At 57.0% G+C, this 26,833-nt stretch carries 27 protein-coding genes; 16 read left to right on the top strand and 11 right to left on the bottom strand.

Annotation, left to right across the window (positions count from 1 at the left end; all coding sequences use genetic code 11):
- The first annotated feature begins 27 nt into the window (after positions 1–27).
- Entirely contained in the window at positions 28–2,055 is a 2,028-nt protein-coding gene (locus tag VN577_12355; protein ID HWR15615.1) for an aconitase family protein, read from the top strand.
- Between the two features lie 21 nt (positions 2,056–2,076).
- Here VN577_12355 and VN577_12350 read toward each other — a convergent pair whose 3' ends face one another.
- Positions 2,077–2,499: a DUF3788 domain-containing protein gene (locus tag VN577_12350; protein ID HWR15614.1), complete on the bottom strand. Its 423-nt coding sequence runs from the start codon at positions 2,497–2,499 to the stop codon at positions 2,077–2,079.
- A gap of 203 nt (positions 2,500–2,702) precedes the next feature.
- Between VN577_12350 and VN577_12345 the strand changes: the two genes are divergently transcribed.
- From VN577_12345 to ppdK, 5 genes are all read left to right on the top strand, one after another.
- A complete protein-coding gene (locus tag VN577_12345) occupies positions 2,703–2,972 on the top strand; it encodes a ferredoxin family protein (protein ID HWR15613.1) in 270 nt (89 codons plus the stop codon).
- A gap of 263 nt (positions 2,973–3,235) precedes the next feature.
- Positions 3,236–3,976, top strand: a complete 741-nt coding sequence (recO, locus tag VN577_12340; protein ID HWR15612.1) for a DNA repair protein RecO — start codon at positions 3,236–3,238, stop codon at positions 3,974–3,976.
- 129 nt (positions 3,977–4,105) lie between these two features.
- Positions 4,106–5,071 carry a glycine--tRNA ligase subunit alpha gene (locus VN577_12335; protein HWR15611.1) on the top strand — a complete coding sequence of 322 codons (966 nt, stop codon included), beginning with the start codon at positions 4,106–4,108 and terminating at the stop codon, positions 5,069–5,071.
- A gap of 94 nt (positions 5,072–5,165) precedes the next feature.
- Positions 5,166–7,313, top strand: coding sequence for a glycine--tRNA ligase subunit beta (gene glyS / locus VN577_12330; GenBank protein HWR15610.1), 2,148 nt, complete (start codon positions 5,166–5,168; stop codon positions 7,311–7,313).
- A gap of 76 nt (positions 7,314–7,389) precedes the next feature.
- Positions 7,390–10,137, top strand: coding sequence for a pyruvate, phosphate dikinase (gene ppdK / locus VN577_12325; protein ID HWR15609.1), 2,748 nt, complete (start codon positions 7,390–7,392; stop codon positions 10,135–10,137).
- 47 nt (positions 10,138–10,184) lie between these two features.
- Here ppdK and VN577_12320 read toward each other — a convergent pair whose 3' ends face one another.
- Complete coding sequence (locus VN577_12320; GenBank protein HWR15608.1) at positions 10,185–11,297, bottom strand: acyltransferase; 1,113 nt, start codon at positions 11,295–11,297, stop codon at positions 10,185–10,187.
- A gap of 207 nt (positions 11,298–11,504) precedes the next feature.
- Between VN577_12320 and VN577_12315 the strand changes: the two genes are divergently transcribed.
- Genes VN577_12315 through VN577_12300 form a run of 4 tightly spaced genes read left to right on the top strand, consistent with a single transcriptional unit; the run spans position 11,505 to position 13,403 of the window.
- On the top strand, positions 11,505–11,840 hold the full coding sequence (locus VN577_12315; GenBank protein ID HWR15607.1) for a hypothetical protein: 336 nt from the start codon (positions 11,505–11,507) through the stop codon (positions 11,838–11,840).
- 42 nt (positions 11,841–11,882) lie between these two features.
- The gene (locus VN577_12310) at positions 11,883–12,038 is read left to right on the top strand and encodes a DUF5522 domain-containing protein (protein ID HWR15606.1); all 156 of its coding nucleotides are present in this window, start codon (positions 11,883–11,885) and stop codon (positions 12,036–12,038) included.
- Between the two features lie 40 nt (positions 12,039–12,078).
- Positions 12,079–12,624: a hypothetical protein gene (locus tag VN577_12305; GenBank protein HWR15605.1), complete on the top strand. Its 546-nt coding sequence runs from the start codon at positions 12,079–12,081 to the stop codon at positions 12,622–12,624.
- Positions 12,625–12,662: 38 nt separating this feature from the next.
- The gene (locus tag VN577_12300) at positions 12,663–13,403 is read left to right on the top strand and encodes a tetratricopeptide repeat protein (protein ID HWR15604.1); all 741 of its coding nucleotides are present in this window, start codon (positions 12,663–12,665) and stop codon (positions 13,401–13,403) included.
- 529 nt (positions 13,404–13,932) lie between these two features.
- On the opposite strand, the gene VN577_12295 is transcribed toward VN577_12300, so the two are convergent.
- Together VN577_12295 and lysS are read right to left on the bottom strand one after the other, a co-directional pair.
- A complete protein-coding gene (locus VN577_12295) occupies positions 13,933–14,928 on the bottom strand; it encodes a Gfo/Idh/MocA family oxidoreductase (protein ID HWR15603.1) in 996 nt (331 codons plus the stop codon).
- Between the two features lie 2 nt (positions 14,929–14,930).
- Positions 14,931–16,502 (bottom strand): lysine--tRNA ligase, encoded by a 1,572-nt coding sequence (gene lysS, locus VN577_12290; protein ID HWR15602.1) that lies wholly within the window; start codon positions 16,500–16,502, stop codon positions 14,931–14,933.
- 83 nt (positions 16,503–16,585) lie between these two features.
- Here lysS and VN577_12285 point away from each other — a divergent pair, with 83 nt between their 5' ends.
- The 4 genes from VN577_12285 (at position 16,586) to VN577_12270 (ending at position 18,529) form a co-directional block, all read left to right on the top strand.
- A complete protein-coding gene (locus VN577_12285) occupies positions 16,586–16,831 on the top strand; it encodes a hypothetical protein (GenBank protein ID HWR15601.1) in 246 nt (81 codons plus the stop codon).
- A 47-nt stretch (positions 16,832–16,878) separates the two neighbouring features.
- A complete protein-coding gene (locus VN577_12280; GenBank protein ID HWR15600.1) occupies positions 16,879–17,208 on the top strand; it encodes a hypothetical protein in 330 nt (109 codons plus the stop codon).
- 62 nt (positions 17,209–17,270) lie between these two features.
- Entirely contained in the window at positions 17,271–18,176 is a 906-nt protein-coding gene (locus tag VN577_12275) for an alpha/beta hydrolase (GenBank protein HWR15599.1), read from the top strand.
- Entirely contained in the window at positions 18,173–18,529 is a 357-nt protein-coding gene (locus tag VN577_12270; GenBank protein HWR15598.1) for an MmcQ/YjbR family DNA-binding protein, read from the top strand. The genes VN577_12275 and VN577_12270 overlap by 4 nt, the downstream gene beginning before the upstream one ends.
- Here VN577_12270 and VN577_12265 read toward each other — a convergent pair whose 3' ends face one another.
- Positions 18,530–19,228, bottom strand: a complete 699-nt coding sequence (locus VN577_12265) for an SOS response-associated peptidase (GenBank protein ID HWR15597.1) — start codon at positions 19,226–19,228, stop codon at positions 18,530–18,532. It abuts the gene before it with no gap.
- 170 nt (positions 19,229–19,398) lie between these two features.
- On the opposite strand from VN577_12265, the gene VN577_12260 reads away from it, so the two are divergent.
- Positions 19,399–19,980 carry a GAF domain-containing protein gene (locus VN577_12260; protein HWR15596.1) on the top strand — a complete coding sequence of 194 codons (582 nt, stop codon included), beginning with the start codon at positions 19,399–19,401 and terminating at the stop codon, positions 19,978–19,980.
- A 60-nt stretch (positions 19,981–20,040) separates the two neighbouring features.
- Here VN577_12260 and fumC read toward each other — a convergent pair whose 3' ends face one another.
- From fumC to VN577_12235, 5 genes are all read right to left on the bottom strand, one after another.
- A complete protein-coding gene (gene fumC / locus VN577_12255) occupies positions 20,041–21,447 on the bottom strand; it encodes a class II fumarate hydratase (GenBank protein ID HWR15595.1) in 1,407 nt (468 codons plus the stop codon).
- A 175-nt stretch (positions 21,448–21,622) separates the two neighbouring features.
- Positions 21,623–22,303: a cistern family PEP-CTERM protein gene (locus VN577_12250; protein HWR15594.1), complete on the bottom strand. Its 681-nt coding sequence runs from the start codon at positions 22,301–22,303 to the stop codon at positions 21,623–21,625.
- 295 nt (positions 22,304–22,598) lie between these two features.
- Positions 22,599–23,279 (bottom strand): cistern family PEP-CTERM protein, encoded by a 681-nt coding sequence (locus VN577_12245; GenBank protein HWR15593.1) that lies wholly within the window; start codon positions 23,277–23,279, stop codon positions 22,599–22,601.
- 337 nt (positions 23,280–23,616) lie between these two features.
- Positions 23,617–24,336 carry an SIMPL domain-containing protein gene (locus tag VN577_12240; GenBank protein ID HWR15592.1) on the bottom strand — a complete coding sequence of 240 codons (720 nt, stop codon included), beginning with the start codon at positions 24,334–24,336 and terminating at the stop codon, positions 23,617–23,619.
- A gap of 90 nt (positions 24,337–24,426) precedes the next feature.
- Positions 24,427–25,086, bottom strand: a complete 660-nt coding sequence (locus VN577_12235) for a hypothetical protein (GenBank protein ID HWR15591.1) — start codon at positions 25,084–25,086, stop codon at positions 24,427–24,429.
- Positions 25,087–25,372: 286 nt separating this feature from the next.
- Between VN577_12235 and VN577_12230 the strand changes: the two genes are divergently transcribed.
- The gene (locus tag VN577_12230; GenBank protein HWR15590.1) at positions 25,373–25,600 is read left to right on the top strand and encodes a hypothetical protein; all 228 of its coding nucleotides are present in this window, start codon (positions 25,373–25,375) and stop codon (positions 25,598–25,600) included.
- Between the two features lie 84 nt (positions 25,601–25,684).
- Here VN577_12230 and VN577_12225 read toward each other — a convergent pair whose 3' ends face one another.
- Positions 25,685–26,788: an HD domain-containing phosphohydrolase gene (locus VN577_12225; GenBank protein ID HWR15589.1), complete on the bottom strand. Its 1,104-nt coding sequence runs from the start codon at positions 26,786–26,788 to the stop codon at positions 25,685–25,687.
- Between the last annotated feature and the right edge of the window lie 45 nt (positions 26,789–26,833).

Raw genomic sequence — 26,833 nt, 5'->3', positions numbered from 1 at the left:
TTGTAGTACCAAGCACAAGGAAACTGCGTGATTGAATCGCTTAAGAATCGCAAGATCGAAAAGCGTCCGCCGACTGTCAAACTGCAAGGACGCATTCTGTTTCTGACGGAAGATCCGGAACTCATCAAGAAGCAACTCGCCGGATGGGACATGCCGTGGGACACGAAGAACCCGGCCAATAATCCCAAACTGCGCGACGACATTTCCACGGACGAAATCACTCCGGCACACGTGTGTTTCTACTTCGACGAGACGCTCGGCGAGTTCCCCTACGTTGGGCTGAAGTGCGGAAGCGAAACGCCGGTCAAGCGCGGCGACGTGAAGCGCGGCGGATTCGTGGCATGCGTGAGCGGCAAGCGAAGAGGGAAGGGGTCGAGCCGCGAGCAGTCGCCTTACGCGGAGTCGAAGGCGGGCATTCAACTGGTCATCGCCGAAAACATCGAGCGTATCTACAAGCAGAATTGCCAGAATCTGGGCGTGCTGACTTCCACGGACTTCAGTGTGATCGACAGAATTCGAAATGGCGAAGAGATGCCATTGTCGGCATTCACGAAGGGCGAGGATGAGATCACGCGGCAGGTGATCGAGCACGGAGGCTTGTTCCAGTTCAATATCGCGAGGATGCAGGGCAAGGTGTCGCTGCCGAAGATCGAGACAAAGCCTCGCCCCATGACGCTGGCGGAGAAGATATTTGCCCGGCACATGGTGAACGCGGATGGCATCGTTGGTGTGGCGGCGGTAAAGCCCGGCGATACGGGATTCGCCCGGACGGACCTGCGCTTCTCGCACGAGTATGTGACGCCGATGGCGTCGATCTTCTACGACCACTTCCTCGGGAAGGATGTTCCCGTCAATGATCCTTCGACGATTAAGTTCTTCCGCGACCATCTGACTTTCCTGGATGACGTTATGTCGGAAGAGAAGCGAAAGATGGGATTGCTGGATCTTGCTTCGCAATTGAAGCTGAAGCAGGAGTCGTTCGCGAAAGAACGCGGCATTCAACTGCATGGCGAGCTTAAGGACCGCAAAGGTTCGGAGGGTATTTGCCACTCGGTGATGCTGGAGACCTACGCGCTGCCGGGGCAGGTGAATGTCGGCTCGGACTCGCACACGCCCCACGTGGGCGCGATGGGTTGCATGGCTTTCGGCATAGGTACGACGGACGTGTTCAACGCGTGGTTTACGAAGGACATCAGGGTGATGGTGCCGGAGTCGGTGAAGATCGTGATCCGGGGGAAACGCAAAGCGAACGTTGCGGCTAAAGATTTCATCCTGAAGATTCTTGCACTGGATTACGTGAGGTCGGGAAAAGCGCTGGCGAAAGTCGTCGAGTATGCGGGCGAAGCCGTGGAAGAGTTGAGCGTGGATGAGCGCGCGACGATGACGAACATGGCGGCGGAGATCGGCGGGTTTACGGGTATTGTCGCGCCGGATGAGAAGGTGGTGGAGTTCCTGGTGGAGCGGCGCGGCATGAAGCGCGCGGAGGCGGAGAAGTTGATCGCTGGACTTTATTCGGATGCCGATGCGCAGTACGCGCAGGTGATCGAGCTCGATGCTGACGAAATCTATCCGATGGTGGCGACGCCGGGCGATCCAGGGAATGGCAAGTATGTCCGCGACTTAAATACGCCGATCCCGGTGGAGATTGCATACGGCGGAACCTGCACGGCGGGCAAGAACGAAGACATGGACATGTACGCGGCGGTGCTTGCCGATGCGTTGCGACAGGGGAAGCGAGTTGCCGACGGTGTGCGATTCTACATTCAGTTTGGGTCGCAGGAGACACGCGAGTACTGCCTTCGTCGTGGATACCTCGATGTATTCGAGCGGGCCGGGGCAAAGGTTATCGAGCCAAGCTGCGGGGCTTGCATCAATGCGGGACCGGGAGTTTCTACCAGACCAGACCAGATCGTGATCTCGGCGCAGAACCGGAATTTCCCCGGACGGAGCGGGCCGGGGCAGATGTACCTGGCATCGCCGTTGACAGTGGCGGCGAGCGCCGTAGCCGGATATATCGTGGAGTACGAGCCGGCAGAGATAGTGGTTAGCAGCTAAGGGATAGCAAGACACTTCGTTTCAGTTCTGAAGTTTGATTTCGGCCAGTTTCCGAACTGGCGCCAGATCTTTGGTTGACTTCACGTCGAGCCGGATGCCAGTTCCTTCGGGATATCTCGGTGCTTTTGCGAGCAATTCAGCCAGTTTTTTCGACAGCTTACTGTTTTTAGCTGCGGTGACCGCACGGTCACCGAGGATGAACATTACCCGGAAGCAGCCGCTGCAGGGCGAAACGTGCAGGATGGTGCGCTTTTTCAGCTTTAATTGCGCACTCCAGCCATATTTGGGAGAGTACGACTTCCATTCCTGGATATCGACGTGGTGGCGCTCGGCAAGCCAGGCGGTGAGTTCCTCCCACGCGGCGGCACTGGATCCAAGGGCGGTGGTAACTTCGGTGGGAGTTGGTTTGTCCTTGCGGCCGACGAAAGCGTTGGGAGTATCCATGAAATCCCCCTTGAAATGTGCTGGTTACGCTTGAATGCCGGGCGAAGTCTATCCTTCAGGGCGTGGTATTGCAGTGATATCGGGCAGGCAAAAGGGCATTCGGCGGGTGCACGTAAGTAGGCTGTTTGCTAGAATATGCGGTTGACTACCTACGCACTATTCAGCCTTACAAGATCAGGCAAACAGGGGAGAGGACAAAGTTTATGGCATATGTGATTGCAGAACCGTGCATTGGAACCAAGGACACGGCGTGCGTGGACGCCTGCCCGGTGGACTGCATCCATCCGAAGAAGGATTCCGAGAAGTATGCGAACGCTGAGATGCTGTACATCGATCCGGTGGAGTGCATCGATTGCGGCGCATGCGTTCCGGTGTGCCCGGTATCGGCGATCTTCGCGCTGGATGATCTTCCGGAGAAGTGGAAGGAATACTCGGAGAAGAACGCGGAATACTACGGGCGGACGACGGCGTAGTTCAGAATCCAGCCAGAAGAGTTCAACGCGCAGCCGCTAGTCGGTTGCGCGTTTTGCATTTTAGGGGATAGCAGGTAGGGGTAGGTTTCTGAGTTGGTTAGGAGAGCTGGTTGTGACCCACAGGGAAACCGAGGCTGTCGTCGTGGGCGCTGGCGCAGAATCCAGAAGCTGACTTGACCTTGGCCCATACTTTCCTTCCTTTCCACCACCGTCCCGGGTCAATTAGAATCGTGAATTAGTCTGACAGGCGGCGACTTTCCTGAATGCCCCAGAAGCAATCTGAGGCCATCGTGTTGCGAACCTATCCGCTCCATGAAGCGGACCTGCTGGTTACTTTTTTTACGCGGTCCGAAGGGAAGGTGAAGGGCGTCGCTAAGTCAGCGAAGAAGTCGAAGAAGCGTTTTGGCGGCGCTTTAGAGCCGTTGACGCAGGTTCGCGTTTACTACGACGATCGAGAGAAACGCGAACTGGCACGGATCGACTCGTGCGATGTGTTGCAGTCTCCGCTGGCCGGAGCGGTGGATTATCCGAGAGCGGCGGCGCTGGCGCATGTGGCGGAAGTCGTTGATGAGCTTTTGCCGGACCGCGAAGTGAATGATGCGGTCTACCGCTTGACGTCGTCGGTGCTGAGCAATCTGCGGGCCGGTGCGATCTGGATGCCGCTCACGTATTTCGACCTCTGGATGACGCGGCTGACGGGATTCCTGCCGGGGCTTCACGTTTGCGTACAGTGCGGCGCGGCGCTCGACGGTGAGAAAGCCTGGTTTCATGCGCTCGTCGATGGACTGCTGTGCGTGGATGATAAGCGGTTGGCGTCATCGGAGTTGACGTGGGAATCGCGCAAGCTAGCAGCAGAGATGTTTCGGGCTCCGGTGGATGTGCTGGCTTCCGACGTTTGGCCCAAGAGAAAGGGCGCGGACTTGAGGAAGTTTTTGATCCAGATCATGGAACGGCAACTGGATAAGAAGTTGGTTACGGCGCACAGTTTGGAAAAAATCGAGTAACTACGGCAGTAATTAGTTCTTAGTTATTGGTATTTGGTCGTGCAGAGCGATACGAGTGATGTAGGTTCTTGGCGATGCCTTAAGTTCACAACCAAATACTCATTACTAAGAACTAACAGCTAAAAGCAAATGGCGAAAAGCAATCTTACATATCAGGAAATCATCCTTCGGCTCCAGCAGTTTTGGGCGGAGCGCGGCTGCGTGATGCAGCAGCCGTACGATCTGGAAGTTGGCGCGGGAACGATGGCGCCGGAGACATTCCTTCGCGTGCTGGGACCGCAGCCGTACAAGGTGGCGTATGTGCAGCCGTCGCGGCGTCCGGCGGACGGACGATATGGCGAGAATCCGAACCGTCTTTATAAGCACACGCAGTTACAGGTCATTTTGAAGCCGCCGCCGCAGGACGTGCAGGAGCTTTACCTGAAGTCGCTCGAGGCGATAGGGATTGACCTGCGCGAGCACGACATCAAGTTTGAAGAGGACAACTGGGAATCGCCGACGTTGGGCGCGTGGGGCATCGGATGGCAGGTGATGCTCGACGGGTTGGAGATCACGCAATTCACGTACTTCCAGCAGTGCGGTGGTGTGGACCTGGATCCGATCTCGGCTGAGCTGACGTACGGGTTGGAGCGCATCACGGCGTTTCTGCAGGATGTGGATTCGATTTACGACATCGTGTGGGCGCGCGATCCGCAGGATCCGTCGAAGATATTTACGTACGGCGATGTGCGGCTCGCAGATGAGTTGCAGATGTCGGTGTACAACTTCGAGTCGGCGAACGTGGACTTCCTGTGGAAGCACCTGGACCTGTACGAGACAGAGTGCAAGGAACTGATTGCCACGTTTGCCGAGACACAGAAGAAAAAAGGCGATGTGAAGCGGTTCCCGTTGCTTGGCGCCTATGAGCTGTGCCTGAAGTGCTCGCATCTTTTCAACCTGCTGGACGCGCGGGGTGCGATTTCCGTGACCGAGCGCGTGGGAGTGATTGCGAGGATTAGGCAATTAGCCGTAGGTGTGGCGAAGGCCTGGGTGGCGCAGCAGGAGGCGCAGCCTGAGCCCGAAAAGGAGCCGGAAAAGGTCGCGACAGGGGCCTGATTCGTGGCTGCTATGACGCCATAAACAATTGTTATTGTGACCCTGCTCACACCCCAAAAACCGCAGTCCGTAAGAAAATAGGAAAGATACCCTGATGGCAGATTTCCTTCTAGAGATAGGTTGCGAAGAGATTCCCGCGCGGATGATTGATGGCGCGCGGCAGGAACTCGCAAAACGTGTCGGCGAACTGCTGACGCGAGAACGGCTGTCGGGATCGCCGGCGCTGGAGCCGTATTCGACGCCGCGTCGCATCGCGGTGCTGGCGCGTGGGATCGCGGTATCGCAGCCGGATGCGGAAGAGCAGGTGATGGGTCCGGCGGTGAAGGTGGCGTTTAAGGATGGTCAGCCCATGCCTCCGGCGCATGCGTTTGCGAAGAAGGTTGGACTGGACCTATCGCAGGTGGAGAAGGTCACAACGCCGAAGGGCGAGTATTTGTCGGCGAAGGTTGTGAAGAAGGGGCGTTCGGCCTCGGAGATATTGAGCGAAGCGCTGCCGAAAGAAATTGCCGGCCTGTACTGGGCGAAGAATATGTACTGGCGTCCGGGGAAGACGTCGGAGCGGTTCGTGCGTCCGGTGCGTTGGGTTGTGGCGATGCTCGATGGGCAAACGGTTCCGATGGAATTGTTTGGAACGTCAGCGGGCAATGAGTCGGAAGGGCATCGGATTCTGAGTGGCGGCGCGGTTAAGCTGGCGTCACCGGCGGCGTACCAGGAAGGTTTGCTGTCGGCGAACGTGGTGGCGAGTCCGGCGGAACGTGAGCATCGGATTCGCAAGGCACTGGATGCAGCGACGAGGAAGGTCGCGGGCGCACGCTGGCGCGAAGATAAAGAGCTGCTGGAGACGGTGGTGAACCTGACGGAGTTTCCGTCGGTCATTCTAGGAAACTTCGATCCCGAATTTCTAGCGCTGCCGGAAGAAGTGCTGGTCACGGTCATGCGCGACCACCAGAAGTATTTTGCTGTCGAAGACGCGAACGGGAAACTGGCGCCGCACTTCCTGGCTGTCCTGAATACGAGCGGCGATCCGCAGGGACTGATTCAGCACGGCAACGAGCGCGTGTTGCGTGCGCGCTTCAATGACGCGCGGTTCTTCTGGGAAGTGGATCAGAAGCATCCGTTACGCGAGCGCGTGCAGTGGCTGAAATCGGTGACTTTCCAGAAGGACCTCGGCTCTTACGCGGACAAGACACGCCGGGTACAGGCGCTGGCGAGCCAAATTTGCGAATGGTTGAACGACGGCCGCGAACAGAAGTTCGTCCGGGAAGGCGTGGTTCACAAGGCGGCACTGCTGGCGAAGACGGACCTGACGACCGAGTTGGTGAAAGAGTTCACGGAGTTGCAGGGCATCGTCGGCGGGCTTTATGCGCGGGTGCAGCAATTGGATCCGGCGCTGCCGGAAGCGACTCGGTACGCGATTGCGGATGTCATCTACGACCAGTACAAGCCGGGTTCGATGGACGATGCCGTGCCGCGGTCGGTCGAAGGCGGCGTGGTATCGATTGCGGATAAAGCCGACTCGATCGCTGGGATGTTTGCGCTGGGACTGATTCCGAGCGGGTCGAAGGATCCGTTTGCGCTGCGTCGGCAGGCAAACGGGATCGTAAAGATCATCGCGGAGCAGAAGCTCAACCTGTGTATCAGTGATGTGTTCCGGGTGGCACGCGAGCAATACGCTGGATCGGATGCCGAGAAGAAGTTCAAGTCGAAGAACTACACGGCAGATATTGAAGGATTTTTCCGCGAGCGGTTGGAGTTCTACCTCCGAGAGGTGCGCGGGTTTGCCTATGACGTGGTGAACGCGGTACTCGCGGCAGGGGCGGACGACATCAATGACGCGATTGCGCGGGCCGAAGCAGTGGCCCAGGTTCGTGGGTCGGAAGATTTCCAGGCGATCGGCGCGGCGTTCAAGCGGATCAAGAACATCCTGCGTCAGGCGAATGAGAAGAAGATTGCGCCAGCGGAGACGTTTGATCCGGCGGTGTCGACTGAATATGCTGAGAAGGCGCTGGCTTCCGTGATGGCGAATGCGAACTCGGCGATCGCAGGGAAGAAGGGCGATTACGTCGGCGCGTTGCAGGAGATCGCGAAGGTTCGGCAGCCGGTGGACCTGTTCTTCGATAAGGTGATGGTGATGGTAGACGACCAGCAGGTGCGCGCGAATCGATTGGCGCTATTGCGAGACCTGTTGGGTGATTTTTCGACGATCGCCGATTTTTCGGAGATCGTGACGGAACGGAAGTAGAGCGCGGATGAAAAGTCCGCGCTTTTGTTTTAACGGGTATTTAGTTCGAGAGGCATTCATAAGAGAGGACTGATAGATGGCAACTACATTTCCGGAAGTTGAGACTGAAAAAATGGCAACTGCACAGCAATCGACAGCCAAGTATGTGTATTTCTTCGGCGGCGGTAAGGCCGAAGGCGACGGCAAGATGAAGGATGTCCTCGGCGGAAAGGGCGCGGGCCTGGCCGAGATGACGAACGCAGGACTTCCGGTGCCTCCCGGATTCACCATCCAGACCGAGGCGTGCCGCGAGTTCATGAAGACGGGCAAGACCTCGGAAGAAATTGAACGGCAGATGAAGGAAGCGGTCCGCAGGCTTGAAGAACTGCAAGGCCAGAAACTCGGTGCGAACGATAATCCGCTGCTGGTCAGCGTGCGTTCCGGCGCCAAGTTCTCGATGCCCGGCATGATGGACACGATCCTTAACCTGGGCCTGAACGACAAGTCGGTTGAAGCGCTCGCCACGAAGTCGAACAATCCGCGCTTCGCATATGACTCCTATCGCCGACTGATCCAGATGTTCGGCAACGTGGTGCTCGAGATTCCGAAGCACGCGTTTGACGAAGTTTTCGATGCGAAGAAGAAGCAGAAGAAGGCGAAGCTCGACACCGACCTCGACGCGAAGGCGCTAAAAGAAGTTATCGCCGAGTACAAGAAGGTCGTGCAGAAGGCAACGAAGAAAGAGTTCCCGCAGGATGCGGTCGAACAGCTTGCGATGGCGCGTGACGCCGTTTTCAGAAGCTGGAACAACGACCGCGCGAAACACTATCGCCGTATGAACAACATCGACGACATGCTTGGAACGGCCGTAAACGTTCAGGCGATGGTGTTCGGCAACCTCGGCGAAACCAGCGGCACCGGCGTCGGATTCACACGCAATCCAGCGAACGGCGCGAACGAGTTCTATGGCGAGTTCCTGATGAACGCGCAGGGCGAAGACGTGGTTTCCGGCGTGCGCACTCCGGTACACATTTCCGAACTGAAAAACGTAAATCCGGAAGCGTACAACCAGCTCCGCGAAATCACCACGCGGCTCGAGAAGCACTACCGCGACGTGCAGGACTTCGAGTTCACGATCCAAGAAGGCAAGCTCTACATGTTGCAGACCCGCAACGGTAAGCGTACCGGACTGGCCGCGGTGAGGATCGCCATCGACATGGTGAACGAAGGCCTTATCACGAAGGAAGAAGGCTTCATGCGCGTTGAGCCGAACCAGCTTTACGACTTCCTGGTTCCGCGCCTCGACGAAAAATCCCAGAAGATCGAAGTGCTCGCGACTGGACTTCCGGCGTCTCCGGGTGCGGCTGTGGGACAGATTGTGTTCTCGGCCGAAGAAGCGGTGAAGAAAGCTGGACACGGGGCGAAAAGGAATCCCGTGATTCTCGTTCGTGCTGAAACCACTCCGGAAGACATTGCTGGAATGGAAGTGGCGGCGGGCATTCTGACGTCGCGCGGTGGCATGACGTCGCACGCGGCGGTTGTAACGCGCGGCATGGGTAAGTGCTGCGTGGCCGGCGCCGGCGATATCGACGTCCATGAGAAGACGAAAGAAATGAAGGTGAAAGGCCAGACCTTCAAGGAAGGCGACTGGATTTCGCTCGACGGCACGACTGGGCGCGTGATCAAGGGCAAACTGAACACGCTGCCGGCGTCGCCTGACGATCCGATGCTGAAGCAGCTGTTTGACTGGTCGGAGAAGTACCGCACCATCGGCGTGCGCGCGAATGCTGACATTCCGCGTGATGCGATCCAAGCGCGTGCGTTCGGAGCGGAAGGCATCGGGCTGTGCCGCACCGAGCACATGTTCTTCGCCGAGGACCGTATCAACCACATGCGCGCCATGATTCTCGCGACAACCGAGAAAGATCGCCGCGCCGCGCTGAAGAAGCTGCTTCCGATGCAGCGTGCCGACTTCGTCGGTATCTTCCGCGCGATGGACGGATTCCCGGTCACGATCCGCACCTTGGATCCGCCGCTGCACGAGTTCCTGCCGAGCCGTGAAGACCTGATGGTTCAGATCGCCGTGCTCGAAGCGACGAAGCCGAAGTCACCGAAGCTGAAGGAACTGAAGACGCTCCTGAAGCGCGTCAATGACCTGCACGAACTGAACCCGATGCTGGGACATCGCGGCTGCCGCCTCGGTATCACGTATCCGGAAATCACCGAGATGCAGGCGCGCGCGATCCTGGAAGCTGCAGTTCAGGTTTCCAAGGAAGGCGTGAAGGTTCTGCCGGAAATCATGATTCCGTTGACGGGCGGCCTGAAGGAAATGGCCAACCAGGCGGCGATTGTGCGTCGTGTGGCGGAAGAAGTGTTCGCCGAGAAGGAGCGGAAGGTCGAGTACATGGTCGGAACGATGATCGAATTGCCGCGCGCTGCCCTGGTTGCGGATGAGATCGCGAAGGAAGCCGAGTTCTTCTCGTTCGGCACCAACGACCTGACGCAGACCACGTTTGGCTTCTCGCGTGACGACATCAACAAGTTCCTGCCGTCGTATGTCAGCGAAGGCATCCTGAAGCAGGATCCGTTTGCGGTGCTCGATCGCGAAGGAGTGGGACAGTTGGTGAAGATGGGCGTCGAGAAGGGCCGCAAGACCAATCCCAAGTTGAAGGTTGGCATCTGCGGCGAGCATGGTGGAGAACCGTCGTCCGTCGAGTTCTGCTACCAGGTCGGCATGAACTACGTGTCGTGCTCTCCGTTCCGCGTGTTGACTGCGCGTTTGGCTGCCGCTCAGGCTGCTTACGCGAAGACCCACTCCGGAGCCGAAGCAGGACGCACAAAGTAACAAGAAGTTGACGGAGAGGCCCGGCAGGAATGCTGGGCCTTTTCTATTTAGTCCGCTGTTTGTGCCACGCCAAGAGGAAGGGTTTCAATGGTCTTATCCGTGTTTGTTCTGGAGGCGAGCTTTTTACCGTAGCGTCGCAGGGGTTCCTCAAGAAATGTATGTGAGCACCAGGCAAGGGCGATGGGGATGACGAGATTCAGCGGAAACGACTGTAGCGGTCCGAGCGTTGGAGTACGACCGTTGATCAAGAAGAGTTGTTGCCACAGATAAAGGCTGTAGGACATTCGTCCGACGGATCGCATCGGCAGAGATTCCAGCATCCTGGCAAGCCAACTGCGTTGGTGGAGGAGGGTAGCGAGCAGGAATGTGGGCATCAGCAGGGCAATGGCAGCGATGTTGCCTTTCGGTCGAAAGGTTACCAGCAGGAGGAGGAACACGATCCCAATGGCGGGCCAAGCCGCGGGGATCAGGCGGCGTAATAACATCTGGGCACGCTCTCGACGAAGCAGCAAGCCGGCAACGCAACCCCATAACAGGAAGTCAACACAGTAGTCTGTGCGTGTGAGAACGTTGATGAGGCTTGGTGCGGAGACGAAGTGCCAACGACTATCCAGCGTGCGCCATGCGGCAGCGGCGACTGCAATCCACGGTGTAATTCGGCGGGCACGGGAGACTCCCATCAGGATCAGCAGACAAGGCCAAAAGAAATAGAAATGCTCTTCTACGGACAGCGACCAAAAGTGCCCGGTGAACCAACCGTCGGGAGCCACGGCGTAGTAGTAGTTCCGAAAGAACAGTGCGGCAGAAAGCAACTGAACGCGACTTGCCGGCACCAAGCCGAGCCAGCAAAGCAAGGAGACCGCGGCTAAGAATAAGAACGCCGCAGGGAATATGCGGAACACTCGACGGATGTAGAAGCCGCGCAGGCTGATGCGTCCAGTTTGAGCATGTTCCTGGAGCATGCGATCGGTGATCAGAAGTCCGCTGATGGCGAAGAAAAGGTCTACTGCCAGGGCGCTGTATTCCTGGGCGAGCCGAGACCAGTTGCCGCTGAAATGGACGTGGCAAAACAAGACCAGCAAGATGGCTACGCCACGCCAGCCATCGAGGGTGGGCAGGTACGAAGATGGAATGTCGGAGTCGGAGAGCCGGGGCCGCATGGACACCGTGTAGCCTACCCGTGAAATGTGGCCACAGGTAAGGACTTACGTCACAAAGCTAACGGCAAGGTGAAACGCGAATAGCGTTGGAATCGGGTGGTCGTTGTACCAATACACGGCCGGGTACCTGCCCGGTTGTACCATGGCTTTTTCCACATGGGCCTTAGTAACTGGCAGCCAATTACTTACGCATGAGATAGTCCGTGCATGGCTCATTTCCCCCAGACGAACTCCTCCGTCAGGGCTGCAAGAGTTAGCCTCCGACGGCCGGCGTCCATTGATTTTCGCGTGGATGACAAAGGGATTATCCGCGGCAACCTCTATGTGCTTTCCGCGACGGGAGGCCGTGCGCAGACTTCGAGGGCGGTTGAGCCAGGATCGCTGGTTGAACTTCGGATCGGCAGCGACTCCGGAACGATCCGGGGGATCGCTGAACTGCTGCCAGGATCGCAGACGGTAAATGGGTGGGTACAGCCGTTTCGGTTCGTCGCACTGGCGGACGAAGATTACGAATCACTGCGCAAAATCATCGCTGCAAGCTGAGCATCAGCACCCCAAAAGGCTGCTGGTAAACTGAGAATCACGATGGACACATCCCAGCAGCCTCTTATCGAAGGTCTCGACTATTACGTAGAAAACGGAAAGTGGGTTTTCACGGCCGATTACCTGAAGCGCAGGGGCACCTGTTGCTGGCAGAGCTGCCGACACTGTCCTTATCGCGGCGAAGATGAAGCCGAATAGGGACTTCCTTCCAAGTTCTCTCCGGTTTAAAAACTCCTCTATGACTCACGCGCAGTTGGTGAAGGTCGCCGAACAGTGGTTGAGGCGGTATCGCTGCGGGATTGTTCTGTCGGAACAACAGTGTTCCAGCGGGGAGATGCCGGACGCGATCGGCTGGAAAGGGAAGTGCCGCTCGGTGGTGGTGGAATGCAAGGTTTCGCGCGCTGATTTCCTTGCGGATCGGGCAAAGCCGTGGCGCGTGAAACCCGAGATTGCGTTGGGTTGTGAACGACTGTACCTGGCTCCGCGAGGAGTGATTCGCCCGGAGGAATTGCCAAAAGGCTGGGGACTGCTTGAGTATCATAACCGCACGGTCACTTTGCTTGTGAAACCGGCCCGCCAGAGCCAACGATCACCCGACGGGCTGATGAACGAAATGAACCTGCTGCTGGCCAGTTTGCGCCGGGTCGAGGTCCGGATCGAGCCGCAGACGATTACCGAATTCCTGAAATGGAAGAACAGGATGCTGGAGTACAACGGCGGAGTGGCTCCTGAGGGAATTGTCACACCGGAGCAGGAGCCGAACAGTTACCTCTGTGCGGACTGATTTGGCGAGTTTGCGTTTACAATACGCGCGTTAATCCCATGGGAATCTTTTACTCGATCTTTTACCCCTACGGCATCATCCTGCAGGCGATTGCGATCGTGCACTTCATACGTCGCCGCCCCGACGGATACTGGTTGTGGATCGTTCTGTTCGGCGGCGGACTCGGCGCACTCGTCTACATTGTGGTCGAGGTAATCCCCGACGCGGGACTCCTGCGGGACAGTTTCAAATTCTTTCCACGGCGCGGACGCATCCACGAACTGGAGGCGCTGGTGCATGACAATCCGGCTCCTGCGAACCTCGAAGAATTGGGCGCGTTGTATCTGGAAGACGGGAAGGCCAGAAAGGCGAAAGAATGTTTCGACCGTGCGATCGCTTCGCGTGCCGACTCCGTGGATACCTTCTACCGCCGTGCGCTGGCGGAAATCGAATTGGGTGATTCGACGGCTGCTATCGCTGACCTTGAACGAGTGGTGACGCAAGATCCGAAGTACGACTTCCATCGTGCTGCGGGACTGCTGGCAAACGCATATGCGAAGACCGGCCAGGCGGAGAAAGCCCAGGCCATGTTCGAGCGCGTGACGAACGTGTCCACGGCGACGGAGATTCAGTACTACTACGCCGCTTTCCTCGCGTCGCAAGGACGTACCGCTGAAGCGGCGGAGTGGACCCAGCGTATCGCCAACAAAAAACGCACGATGCCGGGATTCCAGAAACGGCGTGACCGCCCGTGGTTCCGAAAAGCCTCAGGACTGGCGAAGACGGTGGCGAGCCGCTAGCTCGTCCCTGTCTACGGAACGGAATGCAATTCCGTGTCTTCCTGGAAAGCCTCCGAGTTTTCTCTACTTACATTGGATGGTTCGATGGCGGAGTGTTGCGACTTCGGAGGACCATCAATGATGCCGTATTTATTCCAGTACTTGGTGCAGGAGTCACATAGCAATTCAAAGCCAGCGTGCTTCTCACAGAATGATTTACGGCACTGCGGGCAAGCCCCGGTCGCGACCGCCCCGCAACGACATACCCTGGTATGAAAATTCCTCTTCTCGTACGCAGCGACCACAAGACCAACCCAGCCAAATACGATGTGAGCAAAATGCATTATCTAGTCCCTTACCTTCTTGACAGAGGTTAGAGCACATTGCTTGCTGCAATGGTATGCCATAACTCTGCCGCTATAACTAAAGTTACGATATCGTGAGGCGATAGTTCCCATTTTGGGAATTTATGGTTGTGTGCCTGAGCCCTAGCACATATGAACAAAGCTATGAGCCGGGTTTCGGCAGTGTTTTCGTGGTGAATGAGTGCTTAGTTGACCCTTTCAGGGTGGCCGCTCTGCATACTGCGGAAGGCGGCGTCGAGTATGCGCTGGTTCTGCCAGCCTTCTTCTCCGAGACAACGATAGGTTGCCTTTCCCTGGACTGCGTTGGCAAACTCGTCGGCTTGTTTTGCGTACGCCAGTTCGTTGGAGAAGGTCTGTTGGCTGACGATCTTTCGATTCTGTTCCAGGTTCACCGTAACCGGGAAGTCAACGGCGAGACCGTCATTGGCTGAGATTACGCCCGTTTCGCCATGAATGGAGAGCGGGGAATGATATTCAGCGCGGAAGGAAACGGACGATGTTGCAAGCGTCCCTTTGCTGAAGCGTAGCGTCATGACGGCGGCTGATTCCACGTCACGGGAATATTCATCGGTGGTTCCGACGGCGGTCACTTCAGTGACTTCGTCGTTGAGGATGTAACGGAGCGTATCGACGCAATGCACACCGATGTCGGCGATGGGGCCTCCGCCAGCGATGGATCGGTCGTGCAGCCACTTGCGCGGGTGATCCGATGGAGCAAAGAAGGAGAAGTCGCTGTGGGCGAAGGTAGGCCGGCCGATCTGTCCGGTCGCGAGTAGTTGCCGGAAATAGGGAACTGTTTCGGTGAACCGGAATACGTGTGCGATTCCGAGAAGAACGCCAGCCTTATTGGCTGCCTCCACCATCTCGCGGCATTCGGCGGCATTCATGCCCATCGGCTTCTCGCAAAGGATGTGCTTGCCATGCTTCGCCGCAGTGAGAACTTCGCTCAAGTGGCAGGCGTTCGGGCTGGTGACCAGAACGGCGTCGACTTCCGGCGACGCACAAAGTTCCTCCACGGATGTGAAGGCGTGAGGGATTTGGAACTGTTTGGAGCATTCGTCTGCGCGTTGACGGTCGCGCCGCGAAAGCGCGGTGACTTTGCAGTTGCTGGTCCGCGCAAAGCCGGGCATCAAACGCTTCACTGCATGAAGTCCAAAGCCGATAATTCCGAATCTGACCATGATTATTTCTTCTCCGATTCGGCAGTCTCTTCTTCCGTCACCAATTCTTGCGGCTGCGCCGGGCGCATCAGGGGGAAGAGAATGACGTCGCGGATGGAGTGGGAGTCGGTCAGTAACATGGCGAGGCGGTCGACGCCGATGCCTTCGCCACCAGTAGGCGGCATGCCGTAGGAGAGGGCACGAACGTAGTCTTCGTCCATCTGGTGAGCTTCTTCGTCACCCCGCGCCTTTTCGGCGAGTTGCTGTTCAAAACGGCGGCGCTGCTCCTCGGGATCGTTGAGTTCGCTGAAGGCGTTGCCGATCTCCATTCCGCCGACAAAGACTTCAAAGCGCTCGACCCAGTTTTCGCGGTCTTCCGGCTTGCGGCTGTTCTTCGCGAGCGGCGAGATGGCCATCGGGAACTCGTAGATGATTGTCGGCTGGATGAGATGCTCTTCGGCCACGGCCTCGAAGAGGTCAGCGATTGTCCTGCCAGCCGGGGCTTTGGGATCGAATACCATGTGGGGCGTCCGCGAAGCGTTCAGGCGTGCCACAAGCTGGCCGACCGACTCGACGGTATCGAAATCGCTGATCTCGGGCTTGTTTCCGGCTTCGTCGGGCCAGTACTTGATGATGGCTTCGCGCATGGTGAGTCGCTGCCAATTCGACCAGTCGATTTCATGATCACCAAACTTTACCTTCGGGCTTCCGGTAGTTTCGCGCGCGACGGACGAGAGCAGATCCTCGGTGATCTGCATCATGTCGTACATGTCGGCGTAGGCCTGGTAGAACTCCAACATCGTGAATTCAGGGTTGTGGGACGTCGAGATGCCTTCGTTGCGGAAGTTACGGTTGATCTCGTACACGCGATCGAGTCCGCCGACGGTCAGGCGCTTCAGATAGAGTTCAGGCGCGATGCGGAGATACAGGTCGATATCCAGCGTGTTGTGGTGGGTGACGAACGGACGTGCGGCGGCTCCACCGTAGAGCGGCTGCATCATGGGAGTTTCGACTTCCACGTAGTTGCGCTCGTCGAACCAGCGACGAATGGACCGCACAATTTGCGCACGCTTGACGAACACCTCTCGGACTTCCGGATTCATGAAGAGATCGACGTAGCGCTGCCGGTACCGAAGTTCGACGTCGGTGAGGCCGTGCCATTTTTCCGGCAAGGGAAGCAGGTCTTTTGAAAGGAATGTGATCTCCTGCACGTGAACCGTAAGCTCGTTGGTGCGCGTGCGGAAAAGGTATCCCTTCACGCCGATGTGATCGCCGATGTCGAGCAACTTGAACAACTCGAACTGCTTTTCCCCGACGTCATCTTTCTTGACGTACACCTGGAGCCGTTGCCCCGCCTGCTGAAGGTGCATGAATCCGGCTTTCCCCATCAGGCGGACGGCCATAATGCGGCCAGCAACGCGCACTTCGGCGCGGTTGGCTTCGAGTTCCGGACCCTGCTTTTCACCGTACTCGGCCAGGACCTGCGGGACGAGATGGCTGAATTCGTATTTGTAGGGATAAGACTGCTGACCCAGAGCTTCAATCTGCTGAAGCTTCTGACGGCGGAGTTCGTGGATTTTCAGTTCAAGAGACATCGGATTCCTTACAGCACAAACAAAAAGATGAGTGCGAATTAGCGATTATAGCGGGTGAACGCTTCTGGACATAGAATGGAAGCATGGCAAGGGGCTGGGAAAGTAAGTCGGTTGAAGAGCAGCAGAGCCAGTTTTCGAAACCCACAAGCACTGATGGAAAAGGACAGCGCTCCAAGGAGCAAGTTGCAAAGGCGCAGCGAGCGCAGGAATTGCGCCTGGCCAGAGTCTATGCTGAGGACCAGATGCGTAAGTCGCAGAACGAGCGCCATCGCGAAATGCTGAAAAAGCAGATCGAGTTCCTGGATTCCGAAATAGCTCGCCTGAGCTAACTTAGGGCTCACGTTACTTGATTGTGGAATTTGGCATCTGATGTGACGTGAGGAAAACTGTTCTCGTTGCGCTTCTTTTCTGCTGCAGCGTCGCTTTTGCCACCGACGGCAGCTTCACCGGCCAGGTGGTGAACGGTCCGAATCTGGAGTCCGGCAAGAAATGGGTGTTCGTTCAGGGTCCGAAAGGTCCGACGCGCCGGGTCGAGATCTCGACTGCGAAGGTCACATACAGCGCGGCTGTTCCCAAAGCAAAACGTGAAGCTAAACCCGAAGACGGAGTGCGCGAAGGGGCCGAGGTGCGCCTGACTGCAAATCAGGATAAAGAAGGCGAATGGCAGGCTAGTGCCATTGAGATCCTGAAAGTAGCGCCAGAATAACTCCGAGTTTGCTCGTAGACGCTATTTCCCGGGCGCTGTCGTAAGATGTCGGCGACGGAGGAATGCGCGTGATCAGGGTTTCCGGTTTCATACTGCTTTTTGCTCTCATCATCTCCATCGCACAAGCACAAGAGCCACTCTCGTTGAAGCTGTGGCCCAAAGGCGCTCCTGGCGTCACCGCCAATGCATCAGCCGAGAGCGTTGTAAATCGACCTGATCTCGATGGCGCCAAGGGGAAAGTTACTCGCATCACGAACGTCACCGACCCGGTGATGACGATTTATCGAGCCGGCGAGAACAACACAGGATCCGCCATGCTGGTTTTTCCCGGAGGAGGGTACCGCTGGCTGGCGTTCGACATTGAGGGTACGGAAATTTGCGAGTGGCTCGTGAGCAAGGGCGTGAACTGCGTGCTGGTGAAGTATCGGGTTTACCTCGACCAGAAACCGGAGCCATGGAAACAGCCACTCGAAGACGCGCAACGCGCGATGGGGATCGTGCGACAGCATGCAAAGGAATGGAAGATCGATCCGGCGAAGATTGGTGTGATGGGATTTTCGGCGGGAGCACACCTTTCGGCCGCTCTCAGTAATCATCCTCAGCGAACTTATGCGAAAGTTGATTCCGCGGACGAACTGGATTGCCGCCCGAATTTTGCCGTTCTGCTATATCCCGGAATGATTCGCCGCAGCGCGGACGATCAGCGGCTTTCGGTTGCAGTACAACCGAATGCCAACACACCTCCGACATTTCTGTTTCAGACGGAAGATGATCCCGTTCACGTTGAGAATAGCCTGCTTTATTACGGCGCATTAGCGGCCGCCAAGGTCCCGGCCGAGATGCATCTTTACCCGACCGGCGGTCACGGATACGGCATGCGGGCAAAGTACAATGCTGTAGCCGGAATCTGGCCGGAGCTGCTGATGAAGTGGCTGGCTGACCTCAAAATCATCCACGGGAACAAATGAACGGAAACGATTTTCGACGACTTGCGTTGAGCCTTGAAGGTGCGGAAGAAGGATCGCATATGGGGTCGGTTGACTTCCGGGTTGGTGGCCACATCTTCGCCACCCTCGCGTCTGTCAAGCAGGGCTACGGCAACCTGTTGCTGACGCCCGAAGTGCAGGCCCAATTTGTCGCTGAGGCCCCTGAGGTCTTCATCCCGATCGCGGGTGGTTGGGGAAGAATGGGTGCGACGCACCTGGTGCTCGCGCGCGCCAGCGAAGACGTTGTTCTTGGTGCGCTCAAGACGGCATGGAAAATCCGAGTCGACAAGAACTCAAAGACGAAAAAGACAACCTCTTCGCGACGTAAGCGCTGACTAGAATCCGAGCGCAGCCTGGGCAGAGTGAGCCGGCGCAGAGCATTCCGGGTCGTCATTTGCGACGGCATTTACGCGCGTGCTGACCGGAAACTTCTTCATGAGCTGGGGATCATAGGGCTTGAGCAATTCGGTGATGGAAGCGACGTCGTGGAACCCGGGATCGAGCCACAGATCGTAGTGCTCGGGCGGGAGAATCACCGGCATTCGATCATGAACGTCTTGGGTTAACGTGTTTGGAGAAGTTGTCAGGATAGAACATGTCTCCAACATCGAGCCTTGGGGAGTCCTCCAATGATCCCAGATGCCGGCTAAGGCGAAAACCGCTTCGTCCGCGAGTTGGAAACAGTATGGCTGTTTGCTTTTCGGTTGTTTCTGCCATTCATAGAAGCGATCGGCGGGAATCAAGCACCGGCGTTCTGACAATGATTCTTTGAAGGCCGGCTTCGCGGCAGCATCCTCTGAGCGAGCGTTGATCATTTTCGCGCCGATGGACGGATCCTTAGCCCAGAAGGGAATCAGCCCCCATCGCATATCGGAGAGAAGCCGAAGCGGTTCTTTCGCATCCTGCCGGATCACAGGTACCTGCTGCGTGGGTGCAATGTTGAATCGCGGAGACCAGTCGTATCCCTCGCGGTCCGCACCGAAATACTTCTTGAAGGCCTCGCGCCCACGGCCAAGACGATATCTTCCGCACATGTAGAGGATGATTGTATCCGGAATGTCGCAGACGTGGTGGGATTCCGCTTTAGAATCAGTGATTTCGGGTCGAATAACCCAAAGGATATGAGAGCGATTGGCTGGAAGTACATCGACCTGAGTGCCTTGTCGTGTAGGTTAAACGGGCGCAAGATTAGGCAGGTATTTTTATGTTTGGGCTCAATGGACTCGAGAAGCTGGCAGACGTGAAGAAGTGTGTGCCAGGCAGAATCAGCGTCGAAATCGCGAGAATGTTCGGCGTACAAAGCACTGACGTCGGCCTGTTGTGGGTCGAAGAAGACAAATTGATTTTTCTGTATCCGGTAGAGTTACAGAGTGCCGGATCGATACCGCTCACGAGTTCGGCGATCGCTGCCCAAAGCGCACGCGGGCGACGACCGTTGTACTTCAATAACTTTCCGCAAGTTCCTCACCACACCTCGTTTGAGCGGATCGTGTTGAACAACTCGCGGCCGCTTTCCGAGATGCCGGACCCGATTCAGAAAATCATGTCGGTGCCAATCGTTGCGTCAGACGGCGTGCTACTTGGTGTCATCCAGGTTTGCCGGAAGGGCATGACGCCGGCGATGGCGGGACCGGATTTCACTGAAAACGATCTGCAGAGGCTCATCGAGGCGTCGCGTCTGATCGCCACGCTACAGCCAGAACTCGATGCTGCAAAGAGTGCTGAATATCCAATGCTTCATTTTCGCAATAACTGGAGCAACGGTCCGAGAAAAGCCAGCGCATAAGAAAAGGCCGCCTGTTTCTGGCGGCCGTTCCAAGACAGCATTAGTCTGAAAACATGTCTATTACGGATGTGTCATCGTCTCCGGTTTCACGGTGGCGTCGAACTCCTCGCCAGTGAGATAGCCGAGTTTCAGCGCGGCTTCACGCAGGCTGCTGTGGTCGACGTGTGCGGTATGAGCAATCTTGGCTGCCTTGTCGTAACCGACCTTTGGGGCTAAAGCGGTGACGAGCATCAGCGAGTTCTTCACGTAGTAGTCCACCTTCTTCCGGTCCACTTCGATGCCTTGCACCATGAACTCGACGAAGCCGTGACAGGCGTCGGAGATGAGGGTCACGGAGTGCAGGAAGTTGTAAATCATGACGGGCTTGAAGACGTTGAGTTCGAAGTTCCCTTGCGAACCGGCGAAGCCGACCGCGGCCGTTGCGCCGTGAACCTGAACGGCAACCATCGTCATGGCTTCACACTGGGTTGGATTGACCTTGCCGGGCATGATCGACGATCCGGGTTCATTTTCTGGAATGACGAGTTCGCCCAATCCGCAACGCGGGCCAGAAGCCAACCAGCGGATATCGTTGGAAATTTTCATCAGCGAGGCTGCGAGCGTTTCCAGTGCGCCTTGAGCGAAGATGATTTCGTCGTGGGCGGCGAGGGCGGCAAACTTGTTCGGGTGCGAGCGGAAGGGAAGTCCGGTGAGTTCAGAGATCTTTTTCGCGGCACGCTCGGCGAACTCAGGGTGCGTGTTCAGGCCTGTGCCGACAGCGGTTCCGCCGATCGCAAGGTCATAGAGACCTTCCAAAACCTGTTCCAGTCGCTTGATATCACGGTCGAGCATGGCGGCCCATCCGCCGAACTCCTGACCGATGGTGAGCGGCACTGCGTCCTGAAGGTGGGTACGACCAATTTTGACGATCCCGTCGAACTCTTTTGCCTTCGCCGCGATAGCATCACGAACGACTTTGACGGCTGGAATGAGTGTGTTCTTCACACGTTCGGCGGCGGCGATGTGCATGGCTGTCGGGAAGGTGTCATTCGAAGACTGCGACATGTTGACGTGGTCGTTGGGATGAATCGGTTTCTTCGAGCCCATTTGGCCGCCGGAGATTTCGATGGCGCGGTTGGAAATGACTTCGTTCACGTTCATGTTGGTCTGCGTGCCGCTGCCGGTTTGCCAGATGCGAAGAGGGAACTGATCGTTGAGCTTGCCGGAGATGACTTCGTCGGCGGCCTGGACGACGAGTTTGGCTTTGTCTGCCGGAAGCTTGCCGAGGTCCTGGTTTACGAGCGCGGCGGCTTTTTTCAGAATCGCGAATGCGCGGATGAGTTCGGGCGGCATGGTGTCGCGGCCGATGTTGAAGTGGTGCAGCGAACGCTGGGTCTGGGCGCCCCAATACACATTGGTGGGGACCTCAATGGTGCCCATGCTGTCAGATTCGGTACGAGTGCGGACTTGTTCGGCGGTGGTGGCCATAATGACTCCTGACAAAGGACTGGGGTGAGTATGAAACCCAAAATTATAGCCGTTTGTCAGGGCAGTTACCCAGTCGCCAGTTTTCGAATGAAGATGGATCTAGAAGGGGGCATGTGCGAGGCAGAATTAAGGGCCACCCGAAGGGGTGGCCCCAGGAGAGATTCAGGCTAGGATGTTAGTTTTTGTGGCGAAGGCGCCAAGCCAATCCAGTCATGCCAGCGCCCAGCAGCGCGAGGCCAGCAGGTTCGGGTAGACGTGGCGGAGGCGGGCCATCTCCAGGGACGCCACCAAGCGAGCCGTCGGTCATTACGCCCGGGATGTTGACACTCTGATATTTCAGATAAATGTTGTCGAACGCAACGGAACTGATGTCTCCGGCAAAGAAGAGAGAAGCGGCAGCGGTTCCGGTATTGCCCTTGGTTACACCACCACTCGCGCCGCCAGCGCAGTTCACGTCGCTGAAGCAGAATTCCACTGTGCCGATTCCGTACGGGAAGTTTCCACTCACGTCCACAGTGTCATAAACTCCAGTAACCGTATTGCCCGTGCTCATTATGGTAGGAGTCGTGTTGAACCCAACCGTTGCTACACGGGAATCGAACGTGGAGTTGTTGTAGATGCTCATACTGAACGTCAAATTCGTTTTGTCATTGACGCCGTCGTATGTGAAGACGAAGTTGGAGAACGTAACCTGGGCAGTGATGCCATTGACTACGGTCAGCGGGTCGCATGGTGAGCACGCGATGAAGTTGACTGTATAGGGTCCACTGCCAGCGGTGAATACATCAGCAGATGCGAAGGTGGTGCACAGCATCAGTGCCATGCAGACCAGAACCATCTTCAGGACCTTATTCATAGGAGCTCCCCCCTCAAAAACCTGGTTCGGAACGATAGCCGCAGGTTCCGTACCATCACCCACTAGGCGAGCAGTAACCTACAACAGTTTGAACTTCAGTAACTTACGGCACTGGAACGGATTAGGGTCTCTTCGTGGACTTGAGGGAAGGTGCAGAAATTTGCAGTTTGGAGGACGAGGATGTTCCACCGCATGATGGCGGCGGAGTAAATAGCATTACGAGGCAGGGATGACTAGAGGAATAACAAGGGCCACCCGCGAGGGGTGGCCCAGCTTTCGGCCAGTTACGAACTAATTAGAGGTTCCGACGGAGGCGCCATGCCATACCGGTCATGCCCGCACCCAGCAGCAGGAGGCTGGCTGGTTCGGGTAGACGCGGTGGAGGCGGATTCTCTCCGGGGACGCCACCGATCGAGGCACCGTTCAAGACACCAGGGATGGTGACGGCCTGGTACTTGAGATAGATGTTGTCGAATGCCACAGTATTGACGTTCCCTGCGAAGAAGAGCGAAGCGCTGGCAAGGCCGACATTGCCCTTGGTTACGCCACCGCCGGCACCACCCGCGCAGTTCTGGTCGCTAAAGCAAAATTCAACGCCTCCGATCCCGTACGGGAAGTTTCCGCTCACGTCAACGGTGTCGAAGACGCCGGAAACGGTGTTTCCCGTGGCCAGGATGTTCGGGTTCGTGTTGAACCCGATCGTCGAGATGCGGGAATCGTACGTGGAGCTGTTGAAGATGCTCATGTCGAACGTCAAATTGGTCTTGTTATTGACGTTGTCGTAGCTGAATTGGAAGTTGGTGAAAGTGATCTGGGCAGATACGCCAGGGATCACGGTCAGCGGATCGCATGGCGAACACGCAATGAAGTTCACCGTATAGGGTCCACTGCCCGCGGTAAAGATATCGGCCGATGCAAAAGTCGTGCACAGCATGAGAGCCGCACATACGAGCAGTAATTTCAGGCCCTTGGTCATTGAGTTCATCCTCCCCGCATGTAGCGGCACAAACTGAACTGCACGTACCTAATGCACAGCGGATGCCAAACGGGTGGTTACTTTTTGACACGGTGGTAACTATGACTGTGGCCTGTTTTGAACAACTTACGGACATGTCGCTCGGTGGAATAATTCCCGAAAGAGGAAAGTGGAAGTAGTTTTCCCTCGGAGGGAAAACTGGGTTCCGTTTCGGTGGGCAAAACGCCAGTTATCTGGCTGCGAAATCAGGCATTTACGGAAGGCCGAATCGGGTGGAAGCGGGGGAAGAAGGAAGGCGGACCAGACCGGGGAAATGGCCCGCCTTGATAGCCACAGCCTACCTCAACGAGTACAGAACGTTGACGTGGGCGCTGATGGTTACTTTCTCGGGGGAGAACTCGGCGTTCGGTGCGGAAGCGGCGGCGTCCTCGGCCATCTTCATGGTGCGCATCATGGGCACGGGGCGGGGCGGCTCGAAGGTATCGACGGAGACATAAACCATATCGCCCAGGTTGCGTCCGCCGGCGGTCGCGACGGCGGCGGCTTGCTGGCGAGCGCGCTGAAGGGCGTCCTGAGTGGCCTTGACCTTGGCTTCGTCGATGTTGTCAAGGATGTATGAGATCTGTTGATTCTCGGTGACATCGAGGTCAGCGAGTCCCTGGAGAATAGGGCCGACTTTGGCGAAGTCTTTGAGCTTCAGAGTGACGCTGCTATTCCCGCGGTAGGCGATGAGCTTGCGCTTGGGGTTGCGGTAGTCGTAGACGGGTTGGAGGGAGAAGTAACCGATTTCAGCAGTCTTGGGGTCGATGCCATTCTGCTTCAGAAGATTGCGGATCTGGTCGGAAGCCTGGGCGGCGCGGTCGTAGGCGGCGCGGGAGGTGCTTTCCTGCGCGGAAATACCAAAGGTGATGACGGCGGTATCGGGCGCGGCTTCGAATTTGCCGTCGGCGCCGATATAGATGGTGTTGGGGATGATCCCCGAGGTGGGCTGGCTCTGCGCGACGGCAGCCAGCGCTACGAACATGAACATCACAAATACAAAGCTCTTTACTTTCATCCTTGCTCCCAAAAGAAACGCGGGCCTTGAGCCCGCGCTTTGTGTGTCAGTTTATCGAAAAAATCTGCGGATCGCTCGTTGAGAGAACGATCAGCCTTGTGGAACTTGCAGGGGCCGATCGAGTCGAAGTTCGAGCTGCTGCCCCTTATTTAGCTTGAGTTCACGGTCGGTCAGGAGGCCGGTGATCATTCCGACGCCCGCGCCAGCGGCGGCGCCTATCACGGCACCCTTACCACCGCCAGCAATCGCACCAGTTCCGGCGCCGACGGCAGCGCCAACGGCGGCGGCTTCGATCATTCGCTTCTTGTCGCGACCCTTGCGCTCAATTTCGCCTTCGGAGCCGACTGGCTTCACGCCCTTCTCGCCGGGTACGTCGGTGATACTGGCAACGAGAGGCCGCCAGCCTTTCCTGGTTTCGATCTCGTCGAAGCTGATGAGGATACGTCCGTGCACGCCCTGATCGACGTCGCTGACGTGAGCCTTGATCTTTTTACCGGCGGGAATAACCGATCCGTTAGGAGCAACGAGATCCTCGGCGAGCTTGGCTTTGAACTGTTTCCCGACCTTGAGTTTCTTGGTGTCGAGGGTGTCGTCGAGTTTGACGATGAAGCGAGTGCCCTCGGGAATGTAATTGGGGCCGGGAGCGTTGCCTGAAGATGGATCTGGACGAGTGCTCCACTGGGCGAATGCCGGCAAAGAAGCCAGCACAAATAATGCTGTGATCAGCCATGCCGAACGCCTGTTGGCCATAATGAACCTCGAATTCTTTAAGTTTCCGTGGGAACGCACAGCGTCTGTGGAGGCTTGCGTTCCTGGAGTATAGAACCCTTTCTGTGGATGAAAGTAGTGGATTAGGCGATTAATCCGATAGGTTACAGAGGGGAGGGAACTTGCCATCCTAGAGGACAGTACCGTCGAGGTAAGTACTTTTGTTATGTGCGAGGAGACTTTTGCGTTGCGAACGCATCCAACACTTGCTATCAGTATGAATCAGTATCAATTGCAATTCATTGTTGAACGGGCTAAGGGAGAGATTATGCGCAAGTGGTATCTTCCGATGACTGTCATGGGTCTGGGCGGTTTGGGAGTACTGCTGTTTACCGACCGTGGCCGACGAGTAATCAGTTGGCTGGCAGAAAGTGCTTCGGACGCTCCGAGCCGGTTGGCCGAGTGGAACGAAGCCGCACAGCGGGAACTGGACCGGATCCAGATGGCGCTGAACCGGGTAGCGGAAACGCTGGATTCGATGGAAACGGCCCAGTAGCAGTCGACCACGCAATATTGCCCTATACCCCCGCAGGGCAGCCTATTCCTAAAAACATCCCCCAGAAAATTCAGACGATGTTGGCTACACCGAGGCGAATTTGCCTGCGCCGGGCTGTGGTGTGAAGCGATAGATCTGCGAGTTGATCTCCTTGCGCAGGTCGTGCCAGATGCTCTCGGGCATTTCCACGAAGGTATTCACGATATTGGGATCGAACTGTCGTCCGGACCAGCGAACGATTTCGTCCCGGGCGGCGGAAAAGGGCTGCGCGGCGCGATAGGGACGGTCGGACATAATGGCGTCCATGGTGTCGGCCAGCGAGAATATGCGAGCCCCCATGGGGATTTCATCCCCTTTGAGGTTACGCGGGTAACCAGTGCCATCCCAGCGTTCTTGGTGGGCGTACACGATCTCCGCAGCTTCGGTGAGGAAGGGGATCTTGCGAAGGATCTGATAACCGTGCCAGCAGTGCTCCTTCATGATGTTGATCTCTTCCGGAGTGAGGGCGCCGGGCTTGCGAAGGATGGCGTCGGGAATAGCCATCTTACCGATGTCGTGCAGGAAAGCGCCGCGGGCGATGACACGAATCCGCTCTGAGCTGAGGCCCATAGCGCGCGCGATAGCAATGGTGAACGCGGTGACGCGCTTGGAGTGGCCTTCGGTTTCGGCATCTTTCAAGTCGAGCGCATCGCCGAGGGCTTCGAGGGTGATGTCGTATGAGCGCTCCAGGTCAGACATAGCCTGCCGCAGTTGCTCGGTCCGGGCGGCGACCAGGGTTTCCAGATTCACCTGATAGGCCCGGTTTTCCAGCTTAAGGCGACGATTTTCCATGGCGCGGCGGACGGTAGCCAGCAATTGTTCGCGCTCGAAGGGCTTGAGGAGATAGTCGTAGGCGCCGTTGCGAAGGGCAGCAAGCGCGACGGAGATGTCGTGGACGGCGGTAACCATCACGACTGGCATGTCGGGATACTTTTCCTTGGTGCGCTCCAGTAGGCCGATACCGTCGAGTTCGGCCATCATCAGGTCGGAAAGCATGAGTTCGAACTCTTCGCCCGACTGTAAGACGGCGAGCGCCTCGACGCCTGAGGCGGCCTGCTGGCATTTGTAACCCGCGAGAGACAGCATGGACGCGACAATCTCCCTAATCGCGTCTTCGTCATCAACGATAAGAATTCGCTCTGCCGACATTCCCCGATCCTGTTGAACTTAAGCGCATTGTATCTCAGTTCCTTT

The organism is Terriglobales bacterium, assembly GCA_035561515.1.
GTDB lineage: Bacteria > Acidobacteriota > Terriglobia > Terriglobales > Acidobacteriaceae > DATMXP01.
This window is presented reverse-complemented; position numbering and strand designations above follow the sequence as displayed.